We start from the raw sequence: 23,981 nt of genomic DNA, 5'->3' as shown, positions 1-23,981 counted from the left end.
AGGGTGGTCGTCACTTGGGGGGAAGCACCACAGAAGGAGGTACGGGATGAGCTGGATCAGCGGCCCGTTGATGTCGTTCGACCTGGAGACCACGGGGACGGATGTCGAGACCGACCGTATCGTGACGGCAGCGGTCGTCCGGCTGGAGGCGGACGGATCCGTCTCGGAGGAGCGGACCTGGCTGCTGAATCCCGGTGTGGCCATACCCGAGCAGGCATCGGCGATCCACGGCATCTCGACGGAACGCGCCCGCGAGCACGGGCTGCCGGCCGCCTCCGCGATCGAGGAGATCACGAGGGCGGTCGCCGACGGGCTGCGCTCGGGGACGCCGCTGGTGGTGATGAACGCGCGCTACGACCTGTCGCTGCTCGACCGTGAGTGCCTGCGGTACGGGGTCGAGTCGGTCAGTGAGCGGCTGGGCGACGAACCTTCACCCGTCATCGATCCGTTGGTGATCGACAAGCACGTCGACAGGTACCGGAAGGGGAAGCGGGCCCTCCACGCGCTGTGCGCCCACTACGGGGTGTCGCTCGACGACGCGCACGACGCGAGGGCGGACGCTGTGGCCGCCGCCCTCGTGGTGCGACGCATGGGGGAGAAGCACGAACCCGTCGGAGTCATGCCGTTGGAGGACCTGCACGGTCTCCAGGTGCACGCGGCAGCCGAGCAGTCGCTCTCCCTGCAGGCCTATCTGCGGCGCACGGCGGATCCGGCGGCCGTCGTCGAACCGGCCTGGCCGCTCATCCCTCGTATGCGATGACTCCGGCCGTCACCGCTGTCCGGTAGGGACCCTGTTCGCCGGTGTGGCCGACCCGACGTCGTGGCCTCGGAGGGCCGGAGGTCAGTTCCTGGCCGGGGAAGCCGTTTCGTCGGCCTCGATGTCGAAGTTGATCTTGCCTCCCTCGACCGAGGTGACCTTGACCGACACACCGAGCGTGCTGCCCTCCTTCGCGGTGAGCGTGCAGCGGGTGGTGGTGCCGACCTTCCCGGCAGGGTCCTCGGGGCAGGCGATGTCCGGCTTCGGCTGGCCCGTTGTACTGGCGAGCTTCTCGGCGACCGTGTTGGCCAGCTTGCCCGAGGACAGCTTCGGATCGGAGCTTCCGACGCTGACCGACCCGGAGCAGCCGGCGTGCAGCACGCCGGCTGCCGCGGCGGAGAGGCTCCATGTCGCTGCTGTGTTCAGGCGGACTATGGGCATGGGGGGAATCCATTCCGGGTGATCATGAGAGGAAGATGCCGGAATCATACGCAGCACCGTACTGCCGGGAGGTCGAAGAAGAATCGACGGCCGCCCGCTCAGAGCTTGCCGAAGATCACCCCGCGCCAGGTCCAGCCCGCTTCGACGGCGGTGTTCCGCAAAGGGCCGGTCAGCTGAGCGCTGTCGAAACTGAACGTCTCCAGCGCTTCGAGGCGGCCGTTCTCCCCTCGTTGGAGAGACCACCGGCGGGAGACGGTCCTGCCCGCGCCGCGCCCGTACTCCGCCGAGGCCTGGAGCCGCGGAGGATTCCCGACGCGGGTGACCTCCCACTGCTCCTCGACGGCACGTACCTCAGGGACATCCTCGGCCAGGCGCATCCGGATCCGGATGGCGTGCGTCAGCCGGGACCCGATGAAGAAGGTCTGCCAGGCGGGCTCGGCGAGCCGCCACTCCGCCACCAGATCGGCGCCGTGCGCTGCGCCGTCGTTGATGATGTACGGGACATCGGGCCCGTTCAGACCGAGCAGGGCTGTCCGCAACTCCTCGGCCGGTCGTGGCACGACCCCGTCCTCGGGGCGCTTGGTCCCGGTCAGCATGTCGAAGAATCCCATGAGGTCAACCTATGAGGGGTCGGATTGCGGGTGCAAGGAAGGCCGTCCCGGCGGGGACATCCTAGGAAGCCGCGTCGGCGTCCGGGCGGACGGTGCGCACGAAGTCCCTGAAGTCCTCCAGGACGGCGAGGTGCTGGGACGCGGTCACGGTCAGGATCAGACGGATCACCGCCCGCTTGCTCGGGTCCGTGACGTCCAGCAGGGACAGGTAGACCTGTGACTGCACGAGGTCGCGGAGCGAGCCGCCGGCGACGGCCGAGAGTGCCAGGGTCTGGGTGAGGCCAGGAGCATCCGCGGAACCGACCTCGCGGCGTTCCACGACCGCGACCGACGCGGCGGACCGGCGCAGGTTCTCCACCGATTCGTCGGCGATCTCGGGGAGCGTCGCCTCGTCCGGGCGGAACTCGCCGTCGATCGTGATATTCGCGGTGAATCCCTCATCCGGATGCGGGTGCAGCGCGACGAACGCCGAGCCCGGCGCGCCCACTCCGTCCGGCGGTGTGGCGCGCCAGCCGTCCGGCAGTTCGAACGCGATCGGTACGGGCAGGGTGGTGGTCATCCCAGTTTCTCCTTAGGGCAACGGTGTGCTTGCGGCAGCGGGTCCGTGGTCATGAGTGTCAGAAGATGCTGCCGATTCCGTCGCCTACCCAGTTCGCCGCATCGCCCACGGTATCGACGACCTTCCCCGGGTCGACGGTGAACTCGAAGCCAACGGCGCCACCGAGGGCAGGGGAGATGCCCACCTTCGGGCCGAAGTGCCATACGCCGTTGGCGTCCTGGCTGGCGTTCAGACTGGCCTCCGCGCCGGGACCGGCCCAGCCCTCGGCCGTGGCACCCGCACCGATTCCCCCGACGTCCGCGCCCGCGCCGACGCTACCCCTAGCTCCGGCGAAGGCCTCGGCGCCCACGTTCACCCCGTCCAGGCCCGCTTGCGCGTTGACACCGGCCCTCGGCGCCCGCCATGGCCTCCGCCCGCCCGTACACCCCCACAGGGCCGGCGTCGGCGGTGCCGTTTGCCGAACCCTCGCCACCCGCGAAGGCACCGGCCTCGGCCTGGACGCCCTCATTGGTGATGCCGGCGGCCGCCGAGGCCTTGGCGCCCGCATAGGCTTCGGCCTCTCCGGCCAGTTCGAACGGACCGTTGGTGAGCGTGCCCTCAGCTTTGGCGCGGCCCAGGTCGGCGTGTGCCTCCGCCTCGGCCAGCTTGCCCTTCCCGATGTTCGGACCGCTGGCCTCCGCCCCGGCTCCCGGTCCGGACGCCTCGGAGTCGGCCTCGGAGGTCCATCCGTCCTTCTTGCCGGGCTTGGGGTCGAGCTTACCGGCCTTCGCTAGATCGCCCTCGGCCTGCGTGTTGAACCCGCCGATGCCGATACCGTCGAAGGAGACATCGCGCGTCGCGCGGGACAGCGCCCGCTTCACGCTCTGGTCGGCGGCGTCGACGGCCTTGACCGCCTTGGCTATCTCGCCGGTCCAGCCCTGCGCCTTCACCCGGGCATCGGCCGGCGGTCAGCGTCATGGCGGTCCCCGTCACATCCCGTCGAAACTGCTGGGGAGCCGTACGGAGTTCGCCTGGGCGCCGTTGGCGAGGTCCTGGTTGTGGAGGATCTCCTTCGCGCCCTTCAGCCCGTTCAACTCCTGCTGCAACCGTGCCATCAGCCGGTTCGCCTGCCCCTGCCAGGCGCCCAGGGCGTCGGAGACGCCCTGGTCCGAGGCCCAGGCGGAGAGGCCCTTCAGCCCGGTGTCCTGCTTGATGAGGGGTCTCGAGGGAGCCGTGGACGGGGCGAGGAAGGGCGTCTGTACCGTTCCACTGCCGGCCGCCATGCGCCCGGCTGCCAGGGTGTCGGGCATCAGATGCCCTTCCATGTCCGTCGACGCGCGCTTCTTGTCGCTCGCCGAGCTCGCGAGCTTCTGCTCGCCGCCTTCTCCGATTCCCATGGGCAACCCCCGTTGCAATCAACACTGTTCGGCCTCATGGCCAAGAGGCATAGTACGGATGGATCATCGGGCACCGGACCAGCACCCCCCCGCCCGCTCAGAAGGGGTACCAGCGCACCTCGGGGTCGTCCTCGCGCAGCGAAGCCACTCTGCGGCCGAACTCCGTCAGCGCCTTGGGGTTCACCGCGGCGTGCTGGGAGACCCAGGCGCAGCTCGCCGTCTCCCGGGCGCCGCGCAGCACCGCGCATCCCTCCCAGGCGCGCACGTCCCAGCCGTACGCCTCGGTGAAGGCGTCATAGGTGTCGGCGGGCAGGCCGTAGCGGTCGCGGGAGAGCGCGAGGACCACCAGATCGTGCTCGCGCAGATCGGCGGAGAACGTCTCCAGGTCGACCAGGACCGGTCCGGCGGGGCCGATGTGGACGTTCCGGGGAAGGGCGTCACCATGAATGGGGCCCGGCGGCAGGTGGGGGGCCAGGGCGGCCGCCGCCTTCGCGAAACCGTCGCGTCGGTCCCGCAGGTAGTCGGCGTCGGCGGGATCGATCGCGTCGCCCGCGAGTTGAAGCCAGCGCTCGACCCCGCCGAGCAGCTCGCGGCGCGGGAGCGTGAAGTCATCAGGTGCGGGCAGGGCGTGCACCTGTGTGAGCAGCGGAGCCAGGTCGCGTGGCAGCGGCGGGCGTACGGCGTCCGGCAGCCGGTGCCAGAGCGTCACAGGGTGCCCCTCAACCAGCCGGGCGTCCGGTTCGGCGGCACGCACGGCCGGCACGCCCGACGCGGCCAGCCACCGGGCCACGGCCACTTCGCGAGCGGCCCGCTCCAGCAGCTCCGGATGACGGGTCGCGTCCCTGCCGACCTTGACCACCACGTCACCGTCGGCGAACACCGCGTTCTCGCCCAGCGCGAGGAGCTCGGCGCCGCCCGGCAATCCGGCGGCGGTCAGAACCTCGCGTGCGCGCATCTCGTCCATGGCCGGATTTTCTCATCCCCGCAGGCCACCTTGACGAACAGTCGGCCCGTCAGCACGATGACGGAGGCCGCCCAGGCGGCCATACGGGTATGAATCCGATCCAATCGGGCAGAGGGGGCGAATTCATGGTATTGGCGACCGCAACGACGCGGTCCGGGCGCAAAGTCCCACAGGAAGGGCCGCGCGTGCGCCCCGGACGGGACGCGGCGACGTGGTTCCTGGTACTGCCCGCGCTGATCCCGATCCTGATCCTGAGCGTCGGTCCCCTGCTGTACGGCATCGCACTGGCCTTCACGGACGCGCAGTCGGGCCGCACCCGCGCCACGCAGTTCGTCGGCGTCCTGAACTTCCAGGACCTGCTGCACGACGGCCTGTTCTGGGAGTCCTTCCGGATCGGACTGCTGTGGGCGGTCGGCGTCACGGTGCCGCAGTTCGTCCTCGCCCTCGGCCTCGCGCTGCTGCTCGACACGAACCTCCGGATGCGCTGGCTGGCCAGGGCGCTGGCGATCATCCCCTGGGCGATGCCCGAGGTGGTCGTCGGCATCATGTGGCGCCTCGTCTACAACCCCGACGCGGGCATCCTGAACGAGACGATCCGCGATCTCGGGCTCGGTGACGGCGGGGACTGGCTGACCGGACTCGCCACCGCGCTGCCCGCCGTGATCGTCGTCGGCATCTGGGCCGGCATGCCCCAGACCACCGTCGCTCTCCTCGCGGGCCTCCAGAACACGCCGCACGAACTCCATGAGGCGGCCGCCCTGGACGGAGCCGGCGCCTGGCGCCGCTTCCGGACCGTCACCTGGCCCGCCCTCAGACCGGTGGCACTTGCGATCAGCGCCCTGAACTTCATCTGGAACTTCAACTCCTTCGCCCTGGTCTACGTCCTGACCAGCGGCGGACCCGGCGGACGCACCCGGCTGCCGATGCTCTTCGCCTACGAAGAGGCTTTCCGCTACGGACAGTTCGGCTACGCCGCCGCCATGGGGTGCGTGATGGTCGCCGTCATCTCGGTGATCCTCGCGGTCCACCTCGCCGGCCGGCTGAGGGGAGGCGAGGACGCATGAGCCTGCGTACGGGCAGAACCGCGCGCGCCGGGCAGTACGCCGCGCTCCTGTGCTACCTCGTCTTTCTGGCCTTCCCCTTCCTGTGGCTGATCTCCACCGCCTTCAAGCCGGCCCGGGAGCTGGGGTCGCTGCACCCGACCTGGATCCCCCGGGACCCGACCCTGGACAACTTCCGGCAGGCCTTCGACGAACAGCCACTGCTCGGAGCGGCGGCCAACTCGCTCACCGCCGCCGTCTGCGCGGCAGTGATCGCCGTGGTCATCGCCACACCCATGGCCTACGTGATGGCGCGTCACCGGGGACGGCTGTCCACGTCCGCCACCGGGTGGGTCGTGATCAGCCAGGCGTTCCCCTTCGTCCTGGTGATCATTCCGCTCTTCCTCGTACTCAAGAACCTGCATCTGATCAACTCACTGTGGGGGCTGATCCTGGTGTACGTCGTCTGGTCGCTGCCCTTCGCCCTGTGGATGCTGGCCGGATACGTCCGTGCCGTGCCGCCCGAACTGGAGGAGGCGGCGGCGGTCGACGGGGCCGGGAAGGCGCGCATCCTCCTCTCGGTCACCGCGCCGCTGCTGGCCCCCGGGATCGTCGCCACCGCACTGTTCGCGTTCATCACCGCGTGGAACGAGTTCTTCTTCGCCCTCGTGCTCCTCAAGACCCCGGAGAAGCAGACCTTGCCGGTCGTCCTCACTCACTTCCTCGGCGCGGAAGGGGTGGCCGACCTGGGTCCGCTCGCCGCGGCCGCGTTCCTCGCCACCCTTCCCTCACTCGTCCTCTTCGCGGTCATCCAGAAGCGGATCACGGGCGGCCTGGCGGCCGGGGCGGTGAAGCACTGATGCGCCGGCTCCGCGCGGTGGCCACGGTGTTCGCCACCGCGTTCGCCCTCCTGCTCTCCGGATGTTCCGGCGACGACGGAGGCGGCACGGACGGCGACGGCACGGTCCGGCTCAGCTTCCAGTCGCTCGCCTGGCAGAAGGAGTCGGTGGAGGCCAACCGGCAACTCGTCCGCGAGTGGAACGCCGGCCACCCGGACGTCCAGGTCGACTACGTCCAGGGCAGCTGGGACAACGTCCACGACCAGTTGCTCACCTCCTTCGAAGGCGGTGAGGCGCCGGACATCATCCACGACGCCTCCGACGACCTAGCGGACTTCGCGTACGGCGGCTACCTCGCCGACCTGCGCACCCTCCTGCCCGGCAGGCTGACCGAGGACATCCCGGAGCAGTCCTGGGCGACCACCACCTTCGGCGACGGCGTCTACGGGGTCCCGTTCCTCCAGGAGCCCAAGGTCCTGATCGCGAACAAGAAGATCCTCGACTCCTCGGGCGTACGAATCCCGACCCCTGAGGAGCCGTGGACCTGGACCGAGTTCCGGCAGGTGACCGCCGAGCTGACCGGGAAGGGCAGGTACGGCGTCGCCTGGCCGCTCAAGGAGCCGGTCTCCGTCACCCTCAACCTGGGCCTCTCGGCCGGCGGGCAGCTCTTCCACCGCGGCGCGGACGGCAAGGTGGCGATCCGCTTCGACGAGGGGGACGGGGTCATGCCGCGTACGGTCCGCGACCAGGTCGGCTCCGACGGCAGCGCGGCGCGGACCGCACTGGGCATGGGAGGTTCGGACACGCTCCCCGGCTTCTTCGGCGGCAGGTACGCCATGGTCCCGCTGGGCTTCTCCTACCGCCAGCAGGTGGTCGAGCAGGCTCCCGAGGGCTTCGAGTGGACGGTTCTGCCCACGCCTTCGGGCAGCGGAGGGCTCGCCCAGGGCGTGAGCCCGCAGACCCTCTCCGTCGCGGAGGAGAGCCCGCACAAGCAGGAGGCCGCACAGTTCATCGACTTCATGCTGCGCCCGGCGAACATGGTGCGTCTGGCCAAAGGCGACTGGATGCTGCCGACCGGCACCGAGGCCCTGGCCGACCCGGCCCTGCATGTGGCGGAGAACGGCTGGGCGACGGGGACGTCCCTGGCCCGAGCACTGCGTCCGGCCCCCGCGCAGTCGGTGCGCGGGTACCCCGAGTGGAAGGACAAGGTCGCCACCCCAGCACTGCAGGAGTACTACAGCGGGGCGATCGGCGCCGAGGAGCTGGAGAAGCGTCTGGTCGACGACGGCAACAGGGTGCTCGACCGATACCAGCGCTGATCCGAGACGGACCGCTGCCGGTGCTGATCCGAGTCCGGCGGCGACTTTCGGCTTCGTGGGTCCGGCCGCACCGTCGCACCTGAAGCAGCTAGACGAGACGTATCGTCTCGCTTATCGTCGGAGTCATGACACCGACTCCGCGTGCCCACATCGCCATGTTCTCCATCGCCGCCCACGGGCACGTGAACCCGAGCCTCGAAGTGATCCGGGAACTCGTCGCTCGTGGGCACCGTGTCAGTTACGCCATCCCGTCCTCCTTCGCCGAAAAGGTCGCCGCCAGCGGGGCCGACCCGGTGATCTACACCTCGGTGCTGCCCACCTCGCCGGAGGGCTGGGGCAGCGAACCCATCGATCACTTCGAGCCGTTCCTGGAGGACGCCGTCCAGGCACTCCCGCAGCTGGCCGGTGCGTTCGACGGCGACGAGCCGGACCTCGTCCTGCACGACATCACCGCGTACCCGGCCCGGGTCCTCGCCCACCGTTGGGGCGTGCCCGCCGTCCAGCTCTGGCCCAACCTGGTCCCCTGGGAGGGCTATGCCGAGGAGGTGGGGGAGCCCGCGACCGCCGCACTGAAGCAGACCGACCGGGGCCGCGCCTACTACGCGCGCTTCGCGGACTGGCTCGCCGGGAACGGCCTCGGCGACCTCTCGTCCGACGACTTCGTGGCCCGGCCGCGCCGAGGTCTGGTGCTGATCCCGGAAGTGCTCCAGCCGAACGCCGACCGCGTGGACCACGACAGGTTCACCTTCGTCGGAGCCTGCCAGGGTGAGCGCGCCGACCAGGGCGAGTGGAAGCGGCCGGCCGGCGTCGACAAGGTCCTGCTCGTCTCGCTCGGTTCGTCGTTCACGGGCGAGCCCGCGTTCTACCGCGCGTGCGTCGAGGCCTTCGGCGACCTCCCGGGCTGGCACGTCGTACTGCAGATCGGTGCCCACGTCGACCCCGCCGAACTCGGACACGTGCCGGCCAACGTCGAGGTGCACTCCTGGATTCCTCAGCTGTCCGTGCTGAAGCAGGCGGACGCCTTCGTCACCCACGCGGGCGCGGGCGGCAGCCAGGAAGGACTCGCCACCGGTACGCCGATGGTGGCGGTTCCGCAGGCCGTCGATCAGTTCGGCAACGCGGACATGCTCCAGTCGCTCGGAGTCGCCAGGCACCTGCCGAAGGAGGAGGCGGACGCCGCGGCTCTGCGCGCCGCCGTCCTCGCCCTGGTGGCCGACCCTGAGGTGGCCGCAGAACTCGCGCGCCTGCGGGAGCGGACGCGGGGGGAGGGCGGCGCGCGGCGGGCGGCCGACCTCATCGAGGCCGAACTCCCGTCCCGGTAGGTCCGCGAGCCGTGCGCCGCAGCGTTCCTCCGCGTGGGGTCACCGTCCGGTGGCGTGCTGGGGGCAATCCAGCCGCTGCGGAACTAGACTCCGTGGGAGCCCGAGCAGCTCCAGCTCGACGTCGACTTGCTCCTCTCGCAGATCGAGATGCTGGCGATGTCACTGTCGTAGTCCGCGCTGGCGGAGGACCCGGCCGCTGTGGTCAGCTGGGGATAGCTGTTGTTCGCCAGGTGGATCTGAACCTTGGCCGAATCGACCGCACCGTCGTAGGGGCGGCTGATCCAGGCCCAGCTGGCCCTGCCACTGCCCGGACAGTTGTCCACCTGGACCTGCGTCTTGCCGTAGCTGAAGTACTTGGTGCAGCCCTGCGTGGTCGGGCCTCCGTCGGCAGCAGCCGGCGAACCCGCGACGGCGGTCAGTGCCCCAACGCTGAGGATCATGGCCGTGCCGAACTTGAACAGCTTGCTGGGGCGACGCTCAGTCATTTGTTTTCCTCTGGTGTATCAAGAGTCACTCGGTGCTTCCACGGGCAAGCCGTTTCCGCGTTCCGGTCTTCGTTCGGAGCACGGCGTGAAAGGGTGACAGAAAAAACGTTTCTGCCGCCCGCGGCCAGTCATGCGAACCGCACTGGCGTGACCGCGATTGACTCGTCAAACGTGTGATTGACGAGGCAAGCGTACGTTTGTACTGATGCGCCGTCAATCTTGGTTGCCAGAAGAGTCGCAGGGCCCCGACGTCCCGGGCGGGGCCTACGGAGACCGTCGGAGTCACACGCGCCCGAGGGCTTGCGCCCGCTGACTGCCACTCAGCTGGTACTTCCGGCTGGACGCGTATGTGCCGTTCGAGGTTCGGGCTCCGGTCGGCTGCCCGCGTGACCGCGCCGAGAGGGTCGGCCGAGCCACGCCTCCGGGCGCGGTACGTGACCGAGTAGCGACTGTTCGCCGGTCGCGACGGCCGTACGGGCGGACTTTCTCTGCGCACAGGTGTGAGTGCGGGGTGTGCCGCAGGCGATCTGCGCCGACAGAGTCCTCACCATCTGATTGCCAGCCAACTCAACCACGTGCACGACCCGTTGTCCCACGACGGACCCGGGTGCCAGAGCCCCCGGGGTCCGAGTGCCGCCCCATGGGTGGGGGTGAGCCTGGCGGTGATGCCTGATATCACCTGGAGTGCGGCAGTTCTCTGTGGCGAAAGCTTGCCGACTGCGTGACGGCTGCATGAAGGTCTTGATCTGTGCGCGTCAATCGAGCAGTGTTTCGATCCAGCCCCCGGAGATCATCCGGCCGAGGGTCAATCCCCCCACAAAGAATGACGAGGAGACCCCTCTTCATGGCAACTCACAAGCGCGCAGGGTCGCTCAAGCTACCGCGTCGATAACGGCAGTGGCGGCCGTAGCCGGCGTCACCCTCTTCACCACCCAGTTCGCCGGAGCCGCTCCCGCTCCCGCGATGGGCACCGTCTACGGCGCCGACGCGGCCTCGGCCGTCTCCGGCAGCTACATCGTGATGCTGGACAAGAAGACGGACAAGGCCGAGCTCGCCCAGGAGTACGGCGGCAAACTGAAGCGGAACTACAGCTCCGCCATCAACGGGTTCTCCGCCAGCGGCCTTTCGGACACCGAGGCCAAGCGCCTCGCTGCCGACCCGGCGGTGGCCAAGGTCGTCCAGAACAAGAAGTTCCACATCGACGCCACGCAGGAGAACCCGCCGTCATGGGGCCTGGACCGGATCGACCAGGCCGAGACCGCCGGGGATGGCGCCTACACCTACCCCGACGCCGCGGGTGACGGCGTCACCGCCTACGTCATCGACACCGGTGTCCGCATCACCCACAGCGACTTCGAAGGCCGGGCCACCTCGGGATTCGACGCCGTGGACAACGACGAGGACGCAGACGACGGCAACGGACACGGCACGCACGTGGCCGGGACCGTCGCCGGTGCCGCGCACGGCGTGGCGAAGAAGGCCAGGATCGTGGCCGTCAGGGTCCTGGACGACGCGGGCTCGGGCACGACCGAGCAGGTAGTCGCCGGTATCGACTGGGTCACCGCGAACCACAAGGGGCCGTCCGTCGCCAACATGAGCCTGGGCGGGGGCGCCGACCCGGCGCTCGACGCCGCGGTCCAGAAGGCCATCGCCTCCGGCGTCACCTTCGCGGTCGCCGCCGGCAACGAGTCGAGCGACGCGGGGGAGGGCTCGCCCTCCCGCGTCACCGAGGCCATCACCGTCGCCTCGTCCACGAAGGGGGACGAACAGTCCTCGTTCTCCAACTTCGGTTCCGTCGTGGACATCTACGCCCCCGGCTCGGACATCACGTCCGCCTGGAACACGAGCGACGACGCCACGAACACCATCTCCGGGACGTCCATGGCCACCCCGCACGTCGTCGGCGCGGCTGCCGTGTACCTGGGCGGGCACCCGGACGCCACCCCTGAGGCGGTCGCCTCGGCACTCACCGGGGGAGCCACCCCGGACGCCATCAGCAACGCGACCGACGGAACGGCCAACAAGCTCCTGAAGATCGTCGAGTAGCGGGGCGCGAAGGCCGCCGCGCCCTCCCCCACGGGGCACGGCGGCCCTTGCCGTCGGCAGGGCCTTCCGGCCCGACGCGGGCCGGAAGCCCTAGGGTGGGGGCATGGGCACGATGTACGCGGCGCTGCTGCGCGGGGTCAATGTCAGCGGCCACCGGCGGGTCCCGATGGCGGAACTCCGGACACTGCTCGGAGAACTCGGGCACGAGGACGTCGCGACCTACCTGCAGAGCGGAAACGCCGTGTTCCGCAGTGCGACGGGCGACGAGAACACCCTGGCCGCCGGGCTCGAGCGGGCGATCGAGAAACGGTTCGGCTTCCCGGTCGACTGCCTCGTGCGTTCGGGCGCCTATCTCGCGGGCGTCGCGGACGGCTGTCCCTTCCCCGCCGCCGAGCTGGAACCCAAGCAGCTGCACGTCACCTATTTCGACCAGCACGTCGACGCCGCCCGTTACGCCCCGCTCGACGCCGAGGCGTTCCGCCCCGAGGAGTTCCGGCTGGGTGAGAGGGCCCTCTATCTGTACGCACCCGAAGGGCTCGGCCGCTCCAAACTGGCCGTCGCACTGGGTCGCCCCGCACTCAACCGGGGCCTCGTGGCGACGAGCCGAAACTGGAACACCGTGGTCAGACTTGTGGAAATGACGCGTGACTGAGCCCTCGCCCGCCGTTGCCTCGGCCATCGAGGGCGAACTCCGTCGTCCCGATCCCGCGGTCCTGACCTCCGCGGACCAACTCGTCGCACTGCTTCGCCCCGACTTTCCGGGAGACCGGTACCGGTGGGCGGCTGTGGAAAGCGGGACACGGTCATCGCCATGCTCTCGCCGTTCATCGGCGATCCTTTCTCGATGATCCGTTCGCCGAGGTCTGAGCGTCCGCACCTGGAGCCGCTCGGTCACCCTCTCTGCACATGCCGCGCCCGCGTCGCAAGAGTGCGTCCTCGGTCCGATTCGCGCGCCGGGCGCGGCCGGTTCTCGCCGGAAAGTCTGATTCCGGCCAACTGGGGTGCCCGGGCAAAACGCTGGTAAAGAGCCTGAACGGACAGGGTGCCGAAGGCTCCGCTCCGGGCTGCCGAGGACTTCGGGCGCCCGGCTCCCGGGCCGTCGTGGTGTGTGTGAACGCGATGGGCGTAGACAGGAACCGACGTCCGCTCGCCGCTTCACGCTTTGCTGCAATTCGCTGGCCCGCTCCGTTCGATGAGCGGACGCCGACGTTCGGAAGGCACCTCCACGCATCGCGGGGTTCACGGTCCGTTCTCCGCCACGGTCCGGAAGGGGGCCTTGCCACCGGCCCAACCGGAGCCGAGTATTCGGGGCGTGCGGTTGGCAGGTCCACGACCAGACCCACCTGGCCGCGGAGAACCGCACAGCACTCGGTCCGCCCACCCAGCTGACCGGACACCCCCCAATACGGAGGATCCTGTGACCTTCAAGCGCTTCGCCCCCCTCGGTTCGCTCTCCAGACGCGCTCGCCTCATCGCCGCGACCTCAGGTCTGGTCACCGCCGTGGCGCTTGCGGCCCCCACCGCCGTGGCCCAGGCCGCATCGGACACCGTGACGAAGGCGGAACTCACCACGGCCAGTTCGGCCGTACGCGGCGCCGACATCGCCGGCACCGCGTGGTACACCGACGCGAGCACCGGCAAGCTCGTCGTGACCGTCGACAGCACGGTCAGCGCCGCCGAGATCGCCACGATCAAGAAGTCGGTCGCCGACTCGGGCGCGAAGGCCGACGTCAAGCACACCGACGGCACGTTCAACAAGCTCATCGCGGGCGGACAGGCCATCTACGCAGGCGGCGGACGCTGCTCGCTGGGCTTCAACGTCCGCAGCGGGAGCACCTACTACGCGCTGACCGCCGGGCACTGCACCGAGATAGGCAGCACCTGGTACACCAACTCGGGCCAGACCACCCTGCTCGGCACCCGGGCCGGCACCAGCTTCCCCGGCAACGACTACGGGCTGATCCGGCACTCGAACTCGGCCGCCGCCGACGGCCGTGTCTACCTCTACAACGGCAGCTACCAGGACATCACCTCCGCCGGTAACCCCACCGTGGGGCAGTCCGTCAAGCGCAGCGGCTCCACCACCGGCCTCCACAGCGGAACAGTCACCGGACTCAACGCGACGGTCAACTACGGCGGCGGCGACATCGTCTCCGGTCTGATCCAGACCAACGTCTGCGCCGAGCCCGGCGACAGCGGCGGCCCGCTCTTCTCCGGCACCAGGGCACTCGGTCTCACCTCGGGCGGCAGTGGCAACTGCAGCTCGGGCGGCACCACGTTCTACCAGCCCGTCACCGAGGCGCTGAACGCCTACGGCGTCAGCGTCTTCTAGGCACCCACCCCTTCCCGACGGGCCGCGCTCCCCGAGCGCGGCCCGTTGCCGCGTCACCGCAGAGGGGACGCGGGGCGCTGATCCATGACCTTGCGCAGGTGACACCGGGCCCGTGATGCTGGGGCGGTGCCAGGACAGCGCAAGCGGAAGCGTCAGCAGCGGGCAGGGACGTCAGCCGATCCAGGAGACGGGCACTGGCAGGTGGTCTTCGAGACCCAGGACGAGTTGGAGTGGCGTACTCACCTGAGGGATCTGCGTGCCCGTCCGGAACGGATCGACGCGGCCGGGCTCCGGATCGACACCCTCTGCGGACGCCTGACGCATCCGACCACCTACCGGTTGAGCCTGTTCATGTCCGGACCTGCGGGCGACCCCGGCCCGGACCGGGACAGCCCTTAGGCGCTCATCGACCCCGGCACCGCGACGCGCGCCACGTCGTACCGGGCGAGCAGCAGCCGGGCGAGCGCGGGGGACGGTCCCAGTACTCCGGCCAGCACATCGGCCCCGGCCTCCTCCGCGCCCGCGGCGATCCGGTCCGGAAGACGGCCGGGGGCGATCACGTACGGGGCCACAGCGACCCGGCCGATGCCGTCGGCCCGGAGCGAGCGCACCACGTCGGCGGTACCCGAGAAGCCCTCGGCAGTCACAGCGGAGGCGAACGCAGGCCGCACGGCGCACCAACCGGTGTGCCGCAGCTCCCGCGCGATTTCAGCGATCACTGCGCTCGCCTCCGGGTCCGTGGAACCCGCCGACGCCAGGACGAGCCCGGTCGTGGACCTGTCGGCGGGCGAGAGTCCCGCTTCGGCGAGCCGCTCCTCCAGCGCCGCGTTCAGCAGGGGTGACGGGCCGAGGACCCCCGCCTGGGTGATCCGCAGCCTCGGGAGCCGGGTCCGTGCCTCGTGCAGCACGGCGGGAATGTCCGTCTTGGCGTGGAAGGCGCGGGTCAGCAGCAGCGGTAGCGCGACGACCTCGTGCGCCCCCTCCGAGGCCAGACGCTCCAGGACCCGGGGCATGGACGGGGCGTTGAACTCCAGGAAGCCCGTCTCCACGCGCAGGCCGGGCCGCAGCGACCGTACCCGCGCGGAGAGCGCGTGCACGGTCGCCGCGTGCCGCGGGTCACGGCTGCCGTGGGCGACGACGAGGAGCACGGGTGAAGGCATCGTCGCTCAGCCCTTGACCAGGAGACCGCGGCTGCGCAGGACGCGCCGCTCCAGCGGACTGAAGATCAGCAGGTCGATCGCGATGCCGACGAACAGGATGAGCAGGATGGCCAGGAAGATCCCCGGCATGTCGAAGTTGTTCCGGCCGTTCTCCAGCAACTGACCCAGGCCAAGGCCAAGATCGGGCGAGGACGCGATGATCTCGGCGGCCATGAGCGAGCGCCAGGAGAACGCCCAGCCCTGCTTGAGGCCCGCCAGGTAACCCGGCAGCGCCGCCGGCAGGACGATGTGGACCGTCCCCCGGAGCCCCGTCGCCCCGATCGTGCGGCCCGCGCGCAGGAACAGCGGCGGCACCTGGTCGACACCCGAGACCAGGCCGTTGGCCACGGACGGGACGGCGCCGAGCAGGATCACCGCGTACATCGTCCTGTCGTCCAGGCCCAGCCAGATGATGGCCGGCGCCACCCACGCCACCGACGGCAGGGACTGCAGCCCGGACAGGATCGGGCCGATCGCCGCCCGGACCACCTTCACCCTGGCCACGAGCAGACCGAGCGGTGTGCCGATCGCGACGGCCATCACGAAGCCGAGCAGACCACGCGACACGCTGGTCCAGATGACCTCCAGCAAGGTCCCCTGCGCCCACATCTCGGTCAGGCTGTCCCAGACCGCGGCGGGCGGCGGGAGCTTGTAGTCGTCGGTGACCTTCGCCCAGACGAGCAACTGCCAGACCAGGACCACGAGGACGATCGCGGTGACCGGCGGGAGGACCTTGTTGAGCAGGATGTCGCGGGCCGGAGTCCTGCGCACCTGTACGGCGTCGAGCGCGTCGAGGCCCGCTTCGAGACCGGCCAGGTCGTCGGCCTTCGTTTCAGTGCTGGCCATGTCGGCGGATCTCCCCACGCAGTTGTTCGGTGATCTCGACGGACAGCTCCGCGACGGCGGTGTCCTCGATGCGGCGCGGCTGCTCGATGTCCACCGTCCACTCGCGTGCGATCCGGCCGGGGCGCGACGACAGCAGGATGACGCGCTGCGCGAGCCGAACGGCCTCGCGCACGTTGTGGGTGACGAAGAGGAGCGACGCGTTCGTCTCGTGCCAGATCCTCGTCAGCTCGTCGTGCAGCACGTCCCGGGTGATGGCGTCCAGTGCCGCGAACGGCTCATCCATCAGTAGCAGTTGACTGTCCTGGGCGAGCGCGCGGGCCATCGCCACCCGCTGGCGCATGCCGCCGGAGAGCTCGTGCACCCGCTTTCCGTACGCCCCGCTCAGGCGCACGAGTTCGAGCAGCCGTTCGGCCTCCGGACGGCGGTCCGCCTTGGGCACCCCGCGCAGTCGCAGGGCCAGCTCGATGTTCTTGCCCGCGGTCAGCCACGGGAAGAGGGCGTGCTCCTGGAACATCAGGGCCGGCCGCCCGCCGGGGGTCTCGATGGACCCCGCGGTCGGGCGGTCGAGCCCCGCGACGAGGTTGAGCAGGGTGGACTTACCGCACCCGGAGGCTCCCAGGAGGGTGACGAACTCGCCCGGAGCGACATCGAGCGTGACGTCGTCCAGGACGAGCTGCTGTCCCGAGGGTCCGGCGAAGGACTTGGAGACATGCGTGATGCGAGCGGCGTACTCGACCGTTGCGCGGTCCGCGGCCTTGGTGAGGGTGGTGGTCGCCATGGTCGTCACCTCCTGGGAAACGTCAGGAATCCTGGTGCGGTCGGGTGGGCTACTTGGCGCCGAGACCGGCGTCGGCGACCTCGGGCCGTCCCGCGGCCTTCAGGATCTTGTTCAGCGGCCGCAGGTCGTAGATGCCGTTCAGGTCGGGCTTCTCCAGCAGACCTGCCTTCACCGCGTGGTCCGCCTGCGCCTGGAGCGTCGCGGCCAGCGGGTCGTCGGTGATCTGGATGGACTCCCACGCCGGATCGAGGACCTCGGCGGACAGGGCCTTGCCGCTCAGCTTCTCCAGAGCGCTGTTGGCCGAGGCCTTCGCCTTGTCCGGGTTGACGTTGATCCACTTGTTCGTGTTCACCGTTCCGCGCAGTACCGCCTCCACGACGTCCGGGTGCTCGGAGAGGAACTTCTGCGACACGATGATGTTCGTGATGACGAACTTGTCGTCCGGCCACAGCTTCGACTCGTCGAGCAGGACCTTGCCGCCCTCGGCGACCAGCTTGGATGCGGTCGGCTCGGGAACCCAGGCACCGTCCAGGGAGCCCGACTTGAAGGCGTCCGGGGTGACCTTGTTGTCCGAGCGCACCACGGAGACGTCGCCCTTGCCGCTCTGGGCGTCGATCTTCCAGCCCCTCTCGCCGATCCAGTTGAGGAAGGCCACGTCCTGGGTGTTGCCGAGCTGCGGGGTGGCGATCTTCTTGCCCTTGAGGTCGCCCAGGGTCTTGATCTTCTTCGGGTCGACGACCAGCTTCACGCCGCCTGAGGCCGAGCCGCCGATGATGCGCAGGCTCTGGCCCTTGGACTTGCTGTAACCGTTGATCGAGGGGGAGGGGCCGATGAAGCCGACGTCGATCGAACCCGCGTTGAGCGCCTCGATCTCGGAGGGCCCGGCGTTGAACGTCGAGGGCTTGACCGTGGTGCCGCCCAGTTCCTTGGCGATGAGGCCCTCCTGGATACCGACCAGGGCGGTGGCGTGGTTAAGGTTCGGGAAGTACCCGATCTTCACGGTGTCCGTGGAGAGCTTCTTCCCGTCGGCGGAGACGTTCGACTTCTCACCGTCGTCGTCCTTCGCCTCGGAGCCGTAGCCGCAGGCGGTGAGCGCCACGGCGAGCAGCGGCAGTGCGGCGGCAGCGGCCAGGCTGCGGCGGATCGTGGTATGGGTGGCTGGCACGGGAGGTTTTCCTCTCGTCGGCCCGGTTCTCACATCCCCCGGAAACCGGGTGGCGCGGCCGGGCGTTCGGCAGGTCTTCGTCTGAACTGGCGGTGCGGGTGGTACGAGCGGGCGCGCGGGCAGTGCGCGTACGTCATCACGAACATCGCCCGACCCCGCCCTGGCCTCCCCCGAGCCCTCGACTTCGCTCGACGAGGGGGCACCCCCACCCGACGGCGCCGCTGCCGACGCGGCCGCCCTCCTTCGCGAAGGTCGAGAAGAAATCGCTGATCATCAGAAGTCCCACTCCGTGTCCTCGGCGGTGGTGTCCGCGTCCGCCTCGGTGACGGCGGCGAACGACGCGCCCGCCATGCCGGCCGACAGCGTCGTGCCGTCGGCGGGGTCGATCAGCAGGAAGGAGCCGGTGCGCCGCGAGTCCGCGTAGGCGTCGAGCGCAAGGGGTACGGCGGCACGGACCACGACCCGGCCGATGTCGTTGGCCACGAGCTGCCCGGGCGCCGGGTGCTGGGACAGGTCGTCCAGCGTCAGGCGCGAGGGGATGTCCTTCACGATCGCCTTGACCGTGCGCGTCGTGTGCTTGAGCAGCACCCGCTGGCCCACGGTGAGCGGCCGGTCCGCCACGTGGCAGACGGTCGCCTCGACGTCCTGCGTCACCGCCGGCGAGTCGCCCACCGGAGCGATCAGGTCGCCGCGCGAGACGTCGATGTCGTCGGCCAGCCGGATCGTCACCGACTGCGGCGCCCAGGCGATGGGGACGCTCTCCCCGAGAGCGTCGATCCCCTCGATCGTCGTCGTGCGTCCGGACGGCAGGACGGAGACGGTCTCTCCCACCCGGAACACCCCGGCCGCGATCTGACCGGCGTATCCCCGGTAGTCCGGGTGTTCCGCGGTCTGCGGACGGATCACGTACTGCACCGGGAAGCGCGCATGGCACTCGGTGAGGTCGTGGCTGACGGGGACCGTCTCCAGGTGCTCCAGCACCGTCGGGCCGCCGTACCAGTCCATGTGGGCGGAGGGCTCCACGACGTTGTCGCCGGCCAGCGCCGAGATCGGGATCGCGGTGATCTCCGAGCCGCCGAGGGAGGCCGCGTACGTGGTGAACTCCTCGGCCATCGCGGCGAACACGGGCTCCGCGTAGTCCACGAGGTCCATCTTGTTGACGGCGAGCACGACGTGCGGGACGCGCAGCAGGGCGGCGACCGCCGCGTGACGGCGGGTCTGCTCGACCACGCCGTTGCGGGCGTCGACCAGGACGACGGCCAGCTCGGCGGTGGACGCGCCCGTCACCATGTTGCGGGTGTACTGCACATGGCCGGGGGTGTCGGCGAGGATGAAGCGACGCCGCGGGGTGGCGAAGTAGCGGTAGGCCACGTCGATCGTGATGCCCTGCTCGCGCTCGGCACGCAGGCCGTCGGTCAGCAGCGCCAGGTCGGGTGCTTCCTGGCCGCGGTTGGCGGAGGCCAGCGCGACGGCTTCCAGCTGGTCGGTGAGGACCGACTTGGAGTCGTGCAGCAGGCGTCCGACGAGGGTGGACTTGCCGTCGTCGACCGAACCGGCCGTGGCGAACCGCAGCAGGGTGGTGGCCGGCAACTGCTCTGTGGTGGTGGTCATGTCTAGAAGTACCCCTCGCGCTTGCGGTCTTCCATCGCGGCCTCGGACATCTTGTCGTCGGCGCGGGTCGCGCCCCGCTCGGTGAGCCGGGACGCGGCGATCTCGGTGATCACGGCGTCCAGGGTGGTGGCGTCGGAGTCGACCGCGCCGGTGCAGGACATGTCGCCGACGGTGCGGTAGCGCACCTGACGCGTCTCGGTCCTCTCGTGCTCCTTGGGACCGCCCCACTCTCCCGCGGTCAGCCACATGCCGGACCGGCTGAAGACCTCGCGCTCGTGGGCGAAGTAGATCTCCGGGAGTTCGATGCCCTCGCGCTCGATGTACTGCCAGACGTCGAGCTCGGTCCAGTTCGAGATGGGGAAGACCCGGACGTGCTCGCCGGGGGCGTGGCGGCCGTTGTAGAGCTGCCACAGCTCGGGGCGCTGGCGGCGCGGGTCCCACTGGGAGAACTCGTCGCGCAGTGAGAAGACCCGCTCCTTCGCCCGTGCCTTCTCCTCGTCGCGGCGGCCGCCGCCGAACACGGCGTCGAAGCGGTGCTGCTGGATGGCCTCGGTGAGCGGGACCGTCTGCAACGGGTTGCGCGTGCCGTCGGGCCGCTCGCGGAGCTTGCCCGCGTCGATGTACGCCTGGACGGAGGCGACGTGCAGACGCAGCCCGTGCTTCTCGACGGTGCGGTCGCGGTATTCGAGGACCTCGGGGAAGTTGTGCCCGGTGTCCACGTGGAGCAGGGAGAACGGGACGGGTGCCGGGGCGAACGCCTTCAGCGCCAGGTGGAGCATCAGGATCGAGTCCTTGCCGCCGGAGAAGAGGATCACCGGCCGCTCGAACTCACCCGCCACCTCACGGAAGATGTGCACGGCCTCCGACTCCAGGGAGTCCAGATGGCTCAGCGCGTACGGGTTGACGGTGCCTCCCGGCACGGTGGCGACGGTGCTCACGCCAGGCCCCTCTCGGTGAGCAGTGCGCGGAGCGCCGCTGCTGACTCCTGCACGGTCTGCTGGTGCGACTCGATCCGCAGATCCGGGGACTCGGGTGCCTCGTAGGGGTCGTCGACCCCGGTGAGGCCACTGAGCTCGCCCGCTGCCTGCTTGGCGTACAGCCCCTTCACATCGCGCACGGAGCACACCTCGACGGGTGTCGCGACGTGCACCTCCAGATAGGCGGTGCCCTCCCGCTGATGACGCTTGCGCACCGCGTCACGGCTGTCGGCGTAGGGCGCGATGACCGGGACGAGGGCCTTCACGCCATTGGCGGCCAGCAGTTCGGCGACGAAACCGATCCGCTGGACGTTGGTGTGCCGGTCCTCGCGGGAGAAGCCGAGGCCCGCGGAGAGCAACTCCCGGATCTCGTCGCCGTCGAGCACCTCGACCCGGTGCCCGTCCGCGCGCAGCCGCCCCGCCAGTTCGTACGCGATGGTGGTCTTGCCGGCGCTCGGCAGACCGGTCAGCCAGACGGTGGCCCCCGTCTCCGTCAAGCTCATCGATGTCTCCTGATCAGTCGTCATCAGCCGTGCAGTCCACACTCGGTCTTGCCGCGCCCGGCCCAGCGGCCGGCCCGGGCGTCCTCGCCCTCCAGCACCCTGCGGGTGCACGGCGCACAGCCGACGGAGGCGTAGCCGTCGTCGAGCAACGGGTTGGTCAGCACGCCGTGTTCGGCGACGTATGCGTCCACGTCGTCCTGCGTCCAGCGGGCGATGGGTGAGACCTTGACCTTGCGTCGCTTCTCGTCCCAGCCCACGACCGGTGTGCCGGCGCGGTTGGGGGACTCGTCGCGGCGCAGTCCGGTCGCCCAGGCCGCGTACGCGGTGAGTCCCTCCTCCAGCGGCTTCACCTTGCGCAGGGCGCAGCAGAGGTCGGGATCACGGTCGTGCAGCCGCGGGCCGTATTCGGCGTCCTGTTCGGCGACCGACTGACGCGGGGTCAGCGTGACGAGGTTGACGTCCATCACGGCGCTGACGGCGTCCCGCGTGCCGATGGTCTCCTCGAAGTGGTATCCGGTGTCGAGGAAGACGACGTCAACACCGGGCAGGACCCGGGAGGCAAGGTGGGCTACGACCGCGTCCTCCATGGAGGAGGTGACGCAGAAGGCCTTGCCGAAGGTGTCGGCGGCCCACTTCAGGATGTCGCCCGCGGAGGCCTCCTCGAGATCGCGCCCGGCCTGTAGGGCCGTATCCCTCAAGTCCTCGTCGGTGAGCCGGCCGGCTCGCAGAGTGTCCGTCATGTCCCGTCTCCTTCAACGTCGTCACGCCGCAGGCCTTGGGTCAACAGGCCCAGGAACTTCAGCTGGAACGCGCGATTGCAGGAAGCACACTCCCAGGCGCCGTGCCCCGCCTCGTGGGGGCGCAGGTCCTCGTCCCCGCAGTACGGGCAGTAGAAGGGCGCCGCTCGCTCGCTCATGACAGCGACTCCGCACTGGCGCGGGCCGCCCAGGTCGCGAAACGCTCGCCCTCCTCGCGCTCCTCCTGGAAGTTGCCGAGCACCCGCTCGACGTAATCCGGCAGTTCGGCCGAAGTGACCTTCAGGCCGCGGACCTTGCGGCCGAAGCCGGCCTCCAGGCCCAGAGCCCCGCCCAGGTGCACCTGGTAACCCTCGACCTGGTTTCCGTCGCCGTCGAGCATGAGCTGGCCCTTGAGGCCGATGTCGGCGGTCTGGATGCGGGCGCAGGCGTTGGGGCAGCCGTTGATGTTGATGGTGAGCGGCTCCTCGAAGTCCGGCATGCGGCGCTCCAGTTCGTCGATGAGCGCGGCGCCCCGCGCCTTCGTCTCGACGATCGCCAGCTTGCAGAACTCGATGCCCGTGCAGGCCATCGTGCCGCGCCGGAAGGGGGAGGCGTTCACCTGGAAGTCCAGCGCCTCCAGCCCGGCGGTCAGGGACGCGACCCGGTCCTGCTCGACGTCGAGGATGAGCATCTTCTGCTCGACGGTGGTGCGCACCCGGCCCGAGCCGTGCGCCTCGGCCAGATCGGCGATCTTGGCCAGGGTGGAGCCGTCCACCCGGCCGACGCGCGGCGCGAAACCCACGTAGAAGCGGCCGTCCTGCTGCGCGTGCACACCGATGTGGTCACGCCAGCGCGACGAGGGCCGGTCCGGAGCCGGCCCGTCCAGCATCGGGCGCTTGAGGTACTCGTCCTCAAGGATCTGGCGGAACTTCTCCGGCCCCCAGTCGGCCATGAGGAACTTCAGGCGGGCACGCGTCCGCAGGCGGCGGTAGCCGTAGTCGCGGAAGATGCCGACGACACCGGCCCAGACGTCGGCGACCTCGTCCAGCGGAACCCAGGCGCCCAGGCGTTCGGCGAAGCGCGGGTTGGTGGAGAGCCCGCCGCCGACCCACAGGTCGAAGCCGGGGCCGTGCTCGGGGTGGTCCACCCCCACGAAGGCGATGTCGTTGATCTCGTGCACCACGTCCTGGACCGGCGAGCCGGAGATCGCGGTCTTGAACTTGCGGGGCAGGTTGGAGAATTCCTTGCTGCCGATGTAGCGCTCGTGGATCTCGTCGACCGCGGGCGTGCCGTCGATGATCTCGTCCGCGGCGATGCCGGCCACGGGCGAACCGATGATCACACGGGGGCAGTCGCCGCACGCCTCGGTGGTGGAGAGTCCGACTGCCTCGAGCTTCGCCCAGATGGCAGGGACGTCCTCGATGCGGATCCAGTGCAGCTGGACGTTCTGACGGTCGGTGATGTCGGCGGTGCCGCGCGCGTACTCCTCGGAGATCTCACCGATGACCCGCAGCTGCGCGGTCGTCAGCCTGCCGCCGTCGATGCGCACGCGGAGCATGAAGTAGCGATCGTCGAGCTCCTCGGGCTCCAGCACGGCGGTCTTGCCGCCGTCGATGCCGGGCCGCCGCTGTGTGTAGAGGCCCCACCAGCGCATGCGCCCGCGCAGGTCGTTCGGGTCGATGGAGTCGAAGCCGCGCTTGGAGTAGATCGTCTCGATACGCGTCCGCACATTGAGACTGTCGTCGTCCTTCTTGAACTGCTCGTTCCCGTTGAGCGGCGTGAAGTGACCCATGGCCCACTGACCTTCACCACGGTGACGTCCGGCCCTGCGGCGGGGCGTGGCGGTAGCAGGCTTCTCAGGGATGGCGGCCATGGCTATACGTCCTTCGGGACTGTCAGGAGGGCGGCTCTGAACTGCACACCCGCGTAAGGCGCTGCGGTGCGCAGGGATGGAGCGGAATCAGGAGGTCGCGGTGCTGGAGACTCTCAGCGGACCGGACAGATGGCGCTGGACATGCGGCCGAGGTCGACGTGCCGCCGACTCACCAAGGCGATTCCAGTTCCGGACATGACG

27 protein-coding genes and 2 pseudogenes are annotated in these 23,981 nt (G+C 69.7%); 10 read left to right on the top strand and 19 right to left on the bottom strand.

What is annotated here, in order from left to right; translation table 11 throughout:
* The first annotated feature begins 46 nt into the window (after window positions 1–46).
* Window positions 47–760 carry a 3'-5' exonuclease gene (locus ACFU5K_RS05845; RefSeq protein WP_384057360.1) on the top strand — a complete coding sequence of 238 codons (714 nt, stop codon included), beginning with the start codon at window positions 47–49 and terminating at the stop codon, window positions 758–760.
* Between the two features lie 81 nt (window positions 761–841).
* Here the strand turns inward: ACFU5K_RS05845 and ACFU5K_RS05840 are convergent, their stop codons facing one another.
* From ACFU5K_RS05840 to ACFU5K_RS05810, 7 genes are all read right to left on the bottom strand, one after another.
* Window positions 842–1,198, bottom strand: coding sequence for a DUF4333 domain-containing protein (locus tag ACFU5K_RS05840; protein ID WP_384057358.1), 357 nt, complete (start codon window positions 1,196–1,198; stop codon window positions 842–844).
* Between the two features lie 98 nt (window positions 1,199–1,296).
* Entirely contained in the window at window positions 1,297–1,809 is a 513-nt protein-coding gene (locus ACFU5K_RS05835) for a hypothetical protein (protein WP_384057356.1), read from the bottom strand.
* Window positions 1,810–1,870: 61 nt separating this feature from the next.
* Window positions 1,871–2,368, bottom strand: a complete 498-nt coding sequence (locus tag ACFU5K_RS05830) for a hypothetical protein (RefSeq protein WP_384057354.1) — start codon at window positions 2,366–2,368, stop codon at window positions 1,871–1,873.
* A 58-nt stretch (window positions 2,369–2,426) separates the two neighbouring features.
* Window positions 2,427–2,723, bottom strand: a complete 297-nt coding sequence (locus ACFU5K_RS05825) for a hypothetical protein (protein WP_384057351.1) — start codon at window positions 2,721–2,723, stop codon at window positions 2,427–2,429.
* Window positions 2,689–3,297, bottom strand: coding sequence for a hypothetical protein (locus ACFU5K_RS05820; protein ID WP_384057349.1), 609 nt, complete (start codon window positions 3,295–3,297; stop codon window positions 2,689–2,691). The genes ACFU5K_RS05825 and ACFU5K_RS05820 overlap by 35 nt, the downstream gene beginning before the upstream one ends.
* Before the next feature lie 39 nt (window positions 3,298–3,336).
* Complete coding sequence (locus tag ACFU5K_RS05815) at window positions 3,337–3,744, bottom strand: hypothetical protein (protein WP_384057346.1); 408 nt, start codon at window positions 3,742–3,744, stop codon at window positions 3,337–3,339.
* A 97-nt stretch (window positions 3,745–3,841) separates the two neighbouring features.
* Window positions 3,842–4,708 carry a phosphotransferase enzyme family protein gene (locus ACFU5K_RS05810; protein WP_384057343.1) on the bottom strand — a complete coding sequence of 289 codons (867 nt, stop codon included), beginning with the start codon at window positions 4,706–4,708 and terminating at the stop codon, window positions 3,842–3,844.
* Between the two features lie 125 nt (window positions 4,709–4,833).
* Between ACFU5K_RS05810 and ACFU5K_RS05805 the strand changes: the two genes are divergently transcribed.
* The 4 genes and pseudogenes from ACFU5K_RS05805 (at window position 4,834) to mgt (ending at window position 9,228) form a co-directional block, all read left to right on the top strand.
* Window positions 4,834–5,772 carry a carbohydrate ABC transporter permease gene (locus ACFU5K_RS05805; RefSeq protein ID WP_384057341.1) on the top strand — a complete coding sequence of 313 codons (939 nt, stop codon included), beginning with the start codon at window positions 4,834–4,836 and terminating at the stop codon, window positions 5,770–5,772.
* Window positions 5,769–6,608 (top strand): carbohydrate ABC transporter permease, encoded by an 840-nt coding sequence (locus tag ACFU5K_RS05800; RefSeq protein WP_384057338.1) that lies wholly within the window; start codon window positions 5,769–5,771, stop codon window positions 6,606–6,608. The genes ACFU5K_RS05805 and ACFU5K_RS05800 overlap by 4 nt, the downstream gene beginning before the upstream one ends.
* Complete coding sequence (locus tag ACFU5K_RS05795) at window positions 6,608–7,906, top strand: ABC transporter substrate-binding protein (protein ID WP_384057336.1); 1,299 nt, start codon at window positions 6,608–6,610, stop codon at window positions 7,904–7,906. The genes ACFU5K_RS05800 and ACFU5K_RS05795 overlap by 1 nt, the downstream gene beginning before the upstream one ends.
* 79 nt (window positions 7,907–7,985) lie before the next feature.
* Window positions 7,986–9,228, top strand: a pseudogene (gene mgt / locus ACFU5K_RS05790) (macrolide-inactivating glycosyltransferase).
* An 83-nt stretch (window positions 9,229–9,311) separates the two neighbouring features.
* Here mgt and ACFU5K_RS05785 read toward each other — a convergent pair.
* Window positions 9,312–9,713 (bottom strand): hypothetical protein, encoded by a 402-nt coding sequence (locus ACFU5K_RS05785; RefSeq protein ID WP_384057332.1) that lies wholly within the window; start codon window positions 9,711–9,713, stop codon window positions 9,312–9,314.
* Window positions 9,714–10,610: 897 nt separating this feature from the next.
* Between ACFU5K_RS05785 and ACFU5K_RS05780 the strand changes: the two genes are divergently transcribed.
* The 5 genes and pseudogenes from ACFU5K_RS05780 to ACFU5K_RS05760 all read left to right on the top strand — a co-directional run bounded on the left by ACFU5K_RS05780 (window position 10,611) and on the right by ACFU5K_RS05760 (window position 14,490).
* Window positions 10,611–11,759 carry a S8 family peptidase gene (locus ACFU5K_RS05780; RefSeq protein ID WP_384057329.1) on the top strand — a complete coding sequence of 383 codons (1,149 nt, stop codon included), beginning with the start codon at window positions 10,611–10,613 and terminating at the stop codon, window positions 11,757–11,759.
* A 103-nt stretch (window positions 11,760–11,862) separates the two neighbouring features.
* Window positions 11,863–12,411, top strand: coding sequence for a DUF1697 domain-containing protein (locus tag ACFU5K_RS05775; RefSeq protein WP_384057326.1), 549 nt, complete (start codon window positions 11,863–11,865; stop codon window positions 12,409–12,411).
* Window positions 12,404–12,579 (top strand): annotated as a pseudogene (locus ACFU5K_RS05770) (DUF4440 domain-containing protein); the annotation flags it as partial. The gene ACFU5K_RS05775 and the pseudogene ACFU5K_RS05770, both read left to right, overlap by 8 nt.
* Window positions 12,580–13,176: 597 nt before the next feature.
* A complete protein-coding gene (locus ACFU5K_RS05765) occupies window positions 13,177–14,091 on the top strand; it encodes a S1 family peptidase (RefSeq protein WP_384057323.1) in 915 nt (304 codons plus the stop codon).
* Between the two features lie 126 nt (window positions 14,092–14,217).
* Window positions 14,218–14,490 (top strand): hypothetical protein, encoded by a 273-nt coding sequence (locus ACFU5K_RS05760; RefSeq protein WP_384057320.1) that lies wholly within the window; start codon window positions 14,218–14,220, stop codon window positions 14,488–14,490.
* On the opposite strand, the gene ACFU5K_RS05755 is transcribed toward ACFU5K_RS05760, so the two are convergent.
* From ACFU5K_RS05755 to ACFU5K_RS05705, 11 genes are all read right to left on the bottom strand, one after another.
* A complete protein-coding gene (locus tag ACFU5K_RS05755) occupies window positions 14,487–15,251 on the bottom strand; it encodes a sirohydrochlorin chelatase (protein ID WP_384057318.1) in 765 nt (254 codons plus the stop codon). The genes ACFU5K_RS05760 and ACFU5K_RS05755 overlap by 4 nt on opposite strands.
* A 6-nt stretch (window positions 15,252–15,257) precedes the next feature.
* The gene (locus tag ACFU5K_RS05750) at window positions 15,258–16,136 is read right to left on the bottom strand and encodes an ABC transporter permease (protein WP_384057315.1); all 879 of its coding nucleotides are present in this window, start codon (window positions 16,134–16,136) and stop codon (window positions 15,258–15,260) included.
* A complete protein-coding gene (locus ACFU5K_RS05745; RefSeq protein WP_384057312.1) occupies window positions 16,123–16,914 on the bottom strand; it encodes an ABC transporter ATP-binding protein in 792 nt (263 codons plus the stop codon). Before ACFU5K_RS05745 ends, ACFU5K_RS05750 begins: the two co-directional genes overlap by 14 nt.
* 49 nt (window positions 16,915–16,963) lie before the next feature.
* Complete coding sequence (locus ACFU5K_RS05740) at window positions 16,964–18,079, bottom strand: aliphatic sulfonate ABC transporter substrate-binding protein (RefSeq protein ID WP_384057309.1); 1,116 nt, start codon at window positions 18,077–18,079, stop codon at window positions 16,964–16,966.
* Between the two features lie 273 nt (window positions 18,080–18,352).
* The gene (locus ACFU5K_RS05735; protein ID WP_384057306.1) at window positions 18,353–19,690 is read right to left on the bottom strand and encodes a sulfate adenylyltransferase subunit 1; all 1,338 of its coding nucleotides are present in this window, start codon (window positions 19,688–19,690) and stop codon (window positions 18,353–18,355) included.
* Between the two features lie 2 nt (window positions 19,691–19,692).
* Window positions 19,693–20,628: a sulfate adenylyltransferase subunit CysD gene (gene cysD / locus ACFU5K_RS05730; protein ID WP_384057304.1), complete on the bottom strand. Its 936-nt coding sequence runs from the start codon at window positions 20,626–20,628 to the stop codon at window positions 19,693–19,695.
* Window positions 20,625–21,194 carry an adenylyl-sulfate kinase gene (cysC, locus tag ACFU5K_RS05725; RefSeq protein WP_384057301.1) on the bottom strand — a complete coding sequence of 190 codons (570 nt, stop codon included), beginning with the start codon at window positions 21,192–21,194 and terminating at the stop codon, window positions 20,625–20,627. The genes cysD and cysC overlap by 4 nt, the downstream gene beginning before the upstream one ends.
* Window positions 21,194–21,910, bottom strand: coding sequence for a phosphoadenylyl-sulfate reductase (locus ACFU5K_RS05720; RefSeq protein WP_384057298.1), 717 nt, complete (start codon window positions 21,908–21,910; stop codon window positions 21,194–21,196). The genes cysC and ACFU5K_RS05720 overlap by 1 nt, the downstream gene beginning before the upstream one ends.
* A complete protein-coding gene (locus tag ACFU5K_RS05715) occupies window positions 21,907–22,086 on the bottom strand; it encodes a hypothetical protein (RefSeq protein WP_384057296.1) in 180 nt (59 codons plus the stop codon). The genes ACFU5K_RS05720 and ACFU5K_RS05715 overlap by 4 nt, the downstream gene beginning before the upstream one ends.
* Window positions 22,083–23,780, bottom strand: a complete 1,698-nt coding sequence (locus tag ACFU5K_RS05710) for a nitrite/sulfite reductase (protein ID WP_384057293.1) — start codon at window positions 23,778–23,780, stop codon at window positions 22,083–22,085. Before ACFU5K_RS05710 ends, ACFU5K_RS05715 begins: the two co-directional genes overlap by 4 nt.
* A 113-nt stretch (window positions 23,781–23,893) precedes the next feature.
* Window positions 23,894–23,977 (bottom strand): putative leader peptide, encoded by an 84-nt coding sequence (locus ACFU5K_RS05705; RefSeq protein ID WP_349817346.1) that lies wholly within the window; start codon window positions 23,975–23,977, stop codon window positions 23,894–23,896.
* Between the last annotated feature and the right edge of the window lie 4 nt (window positions 23,978–23,981).

The sequence above is a fragment of the Streptomyces sp. NPDC057428 genome (genome assembly GCF_042803195.1).
Classification (GTDB): Bacteria; Actinomycetota; Actinomycetes; order Streptomycetales; family Streptomycetaceae; genus Streptomyces.
The sequence above is the reverse complement of the archived record's forward strand: the minus strand, read 5'-3'. Positions and strand labels throughout refer to the sequence as shown.

Excerpts from the sequence above, each read along its gene's own strand:
- ACFU5K_RS05845 (WP_384057360.1), top strand. The coding sequence starts at position 47 with ATGAGCTGGATCAGCGGCCCGTTGATGTCGTTCGACCTGGAGACCACG.
- ACFU5K_RS05840 (WP_384057358.1), bottom strand. The coding sequence starts at position 1,198 with ATGCCCATAGTCCGCCTGAACACAGCAGCGACATGGAGCCTCTCCGCC.
- ACFU5K_RS05835 (WP_384057356.1), bottom strand. The coding sequence starts at position 1,809 with ATGGGATTCTTCGACATGCTGACCGGGACCAAGCGCCCCGAGGACGGG.
- ACFU5K_RS05830 (WP_384057354.1), bottom strand. The coding sequence starts at position 2,368 with ATGACCACCACCCTGCCCGTACCGATCGCGTTCGAACTGCCGGACGGC.
- ACFU5K_RS05815 (WP_384057346.1), bottom strand. The coding sequence starts at position 3,744 with ATGGGAATCGGAGAAGGCGGCGAGCAGAAGCTCGCGAGCTCGGCGAGC.
- ACFU5K_RS05810 (WP_384057343.1), bottom strand. The coding sequence starts at position 4,708 with ATGGACGAGATGCGCGCACGCGAGGTTCTGACCGCCGCCGGATTGCCG.
- ACFU5K_RS05805 (WP_384057341.1), top strand. The coding sequence starts at position 4,834 with ATGGTATTGGCGACCGCAACGACGCGGTCCGGGCGCAAAGTCCCACAG.
- ACFU5K_RS05800 (WP_384057338.1), top strand. The coding sequence starts at position 5,769 with ATGAGCCTGCGTACGGGCAGAACCGCGCGCGCCGGGCAGTACGCCGCG.
- ACFU5K_RS05795 (WP_384057336.1), top strand. The coding sequence starts at position 6,608 with ATGCGCCGGCTCCGCGCGGTGGCCACGGTGTTCGCCACCGCGTTCGCC.
- ACFU5K_RS05785 (WP_384057332.1), bottom strand. The coding sequence starts at position 9,713 with ATGACTGAGCGTCGCCCCAGCAAGCTGTTCAAGTTCGGCACGGCCATG.
- ACFU5K_RS05775 (WP_384057326.1), top strand. The coding sequence starts at position 11,863 with ATGGGCACGATGTACGCGGCGCTGCTGCGCGGGGTCAATGTCAGCGGC.
- ACFU5K_RS05755 (WP_384057318.1), bottom strand. The coding sequence starts at position 15,251 with ATGCCTTCACCCGTGCTCCTCGTCGTCGCCCACGGCAGCCGTGACCCG.
- ACFU5K_RS05750 (WP_384057315.1), bottom strand. The coding sequence starts at position 16,136 with ATGGCCAGCACTGAAACGAAGGCCGACGACCTGGCCGGTCTCGAAGCG.
- ACFU5K_RS05745 (WP_384057312.1), bottom strand. The coding sequence starts at position 16,914 with ATGGCGACCACCACCCTCACCAAGGCCGCGGACCGCGCAACGGTCGAG.
- ACFU5K_RS05735 (WP_384057306.1), bottom strand. The coding sequence starts at position 19,690 with ATGACCACCACCACAGAGCAGTTGCCGGCCACCACCCTGCTGCGGTTC.
- cysC (WP_384057301.1), bottom strand. The coding sequence starts at position 21,194 with ATGACGACTGATCAGGAGACATCGATGAGCTTGACGGAGACGGGGGCC.
- ACFU5K_RS05720 (WP_384057298.1), bottom strand. The coding sequence starts at position 21,910 with ATGACGGACACTCTGCGAGCCGGCCGGCTCACCGACGAGGACTTGAGG.
- ACFU5K_RS05715 (WP_384057296.1), bottom strand. The coding sequence starts at position 22,086 with ATGAGCGAGCGAGCGGCGCCCTTCTACTGCCCGTACTGCGGGGACGAG.
- ACFU5K_RS05710 (WP_384057293.1), bottom strand. The coding sequence starts at position 23,780 with ATGGCCGCCATCCCTGAGAAGCCTGCTACCGCCACGCCCCGCCGCAGG.
- ACFU5K_RS05705 (WP_349817346.1), bottom strand. The coding sequence starts at position 23,977 with ATGTCCGGAACTGGAATCGCCTTGGTGAGTCGGCGGCACGTCGACCTC.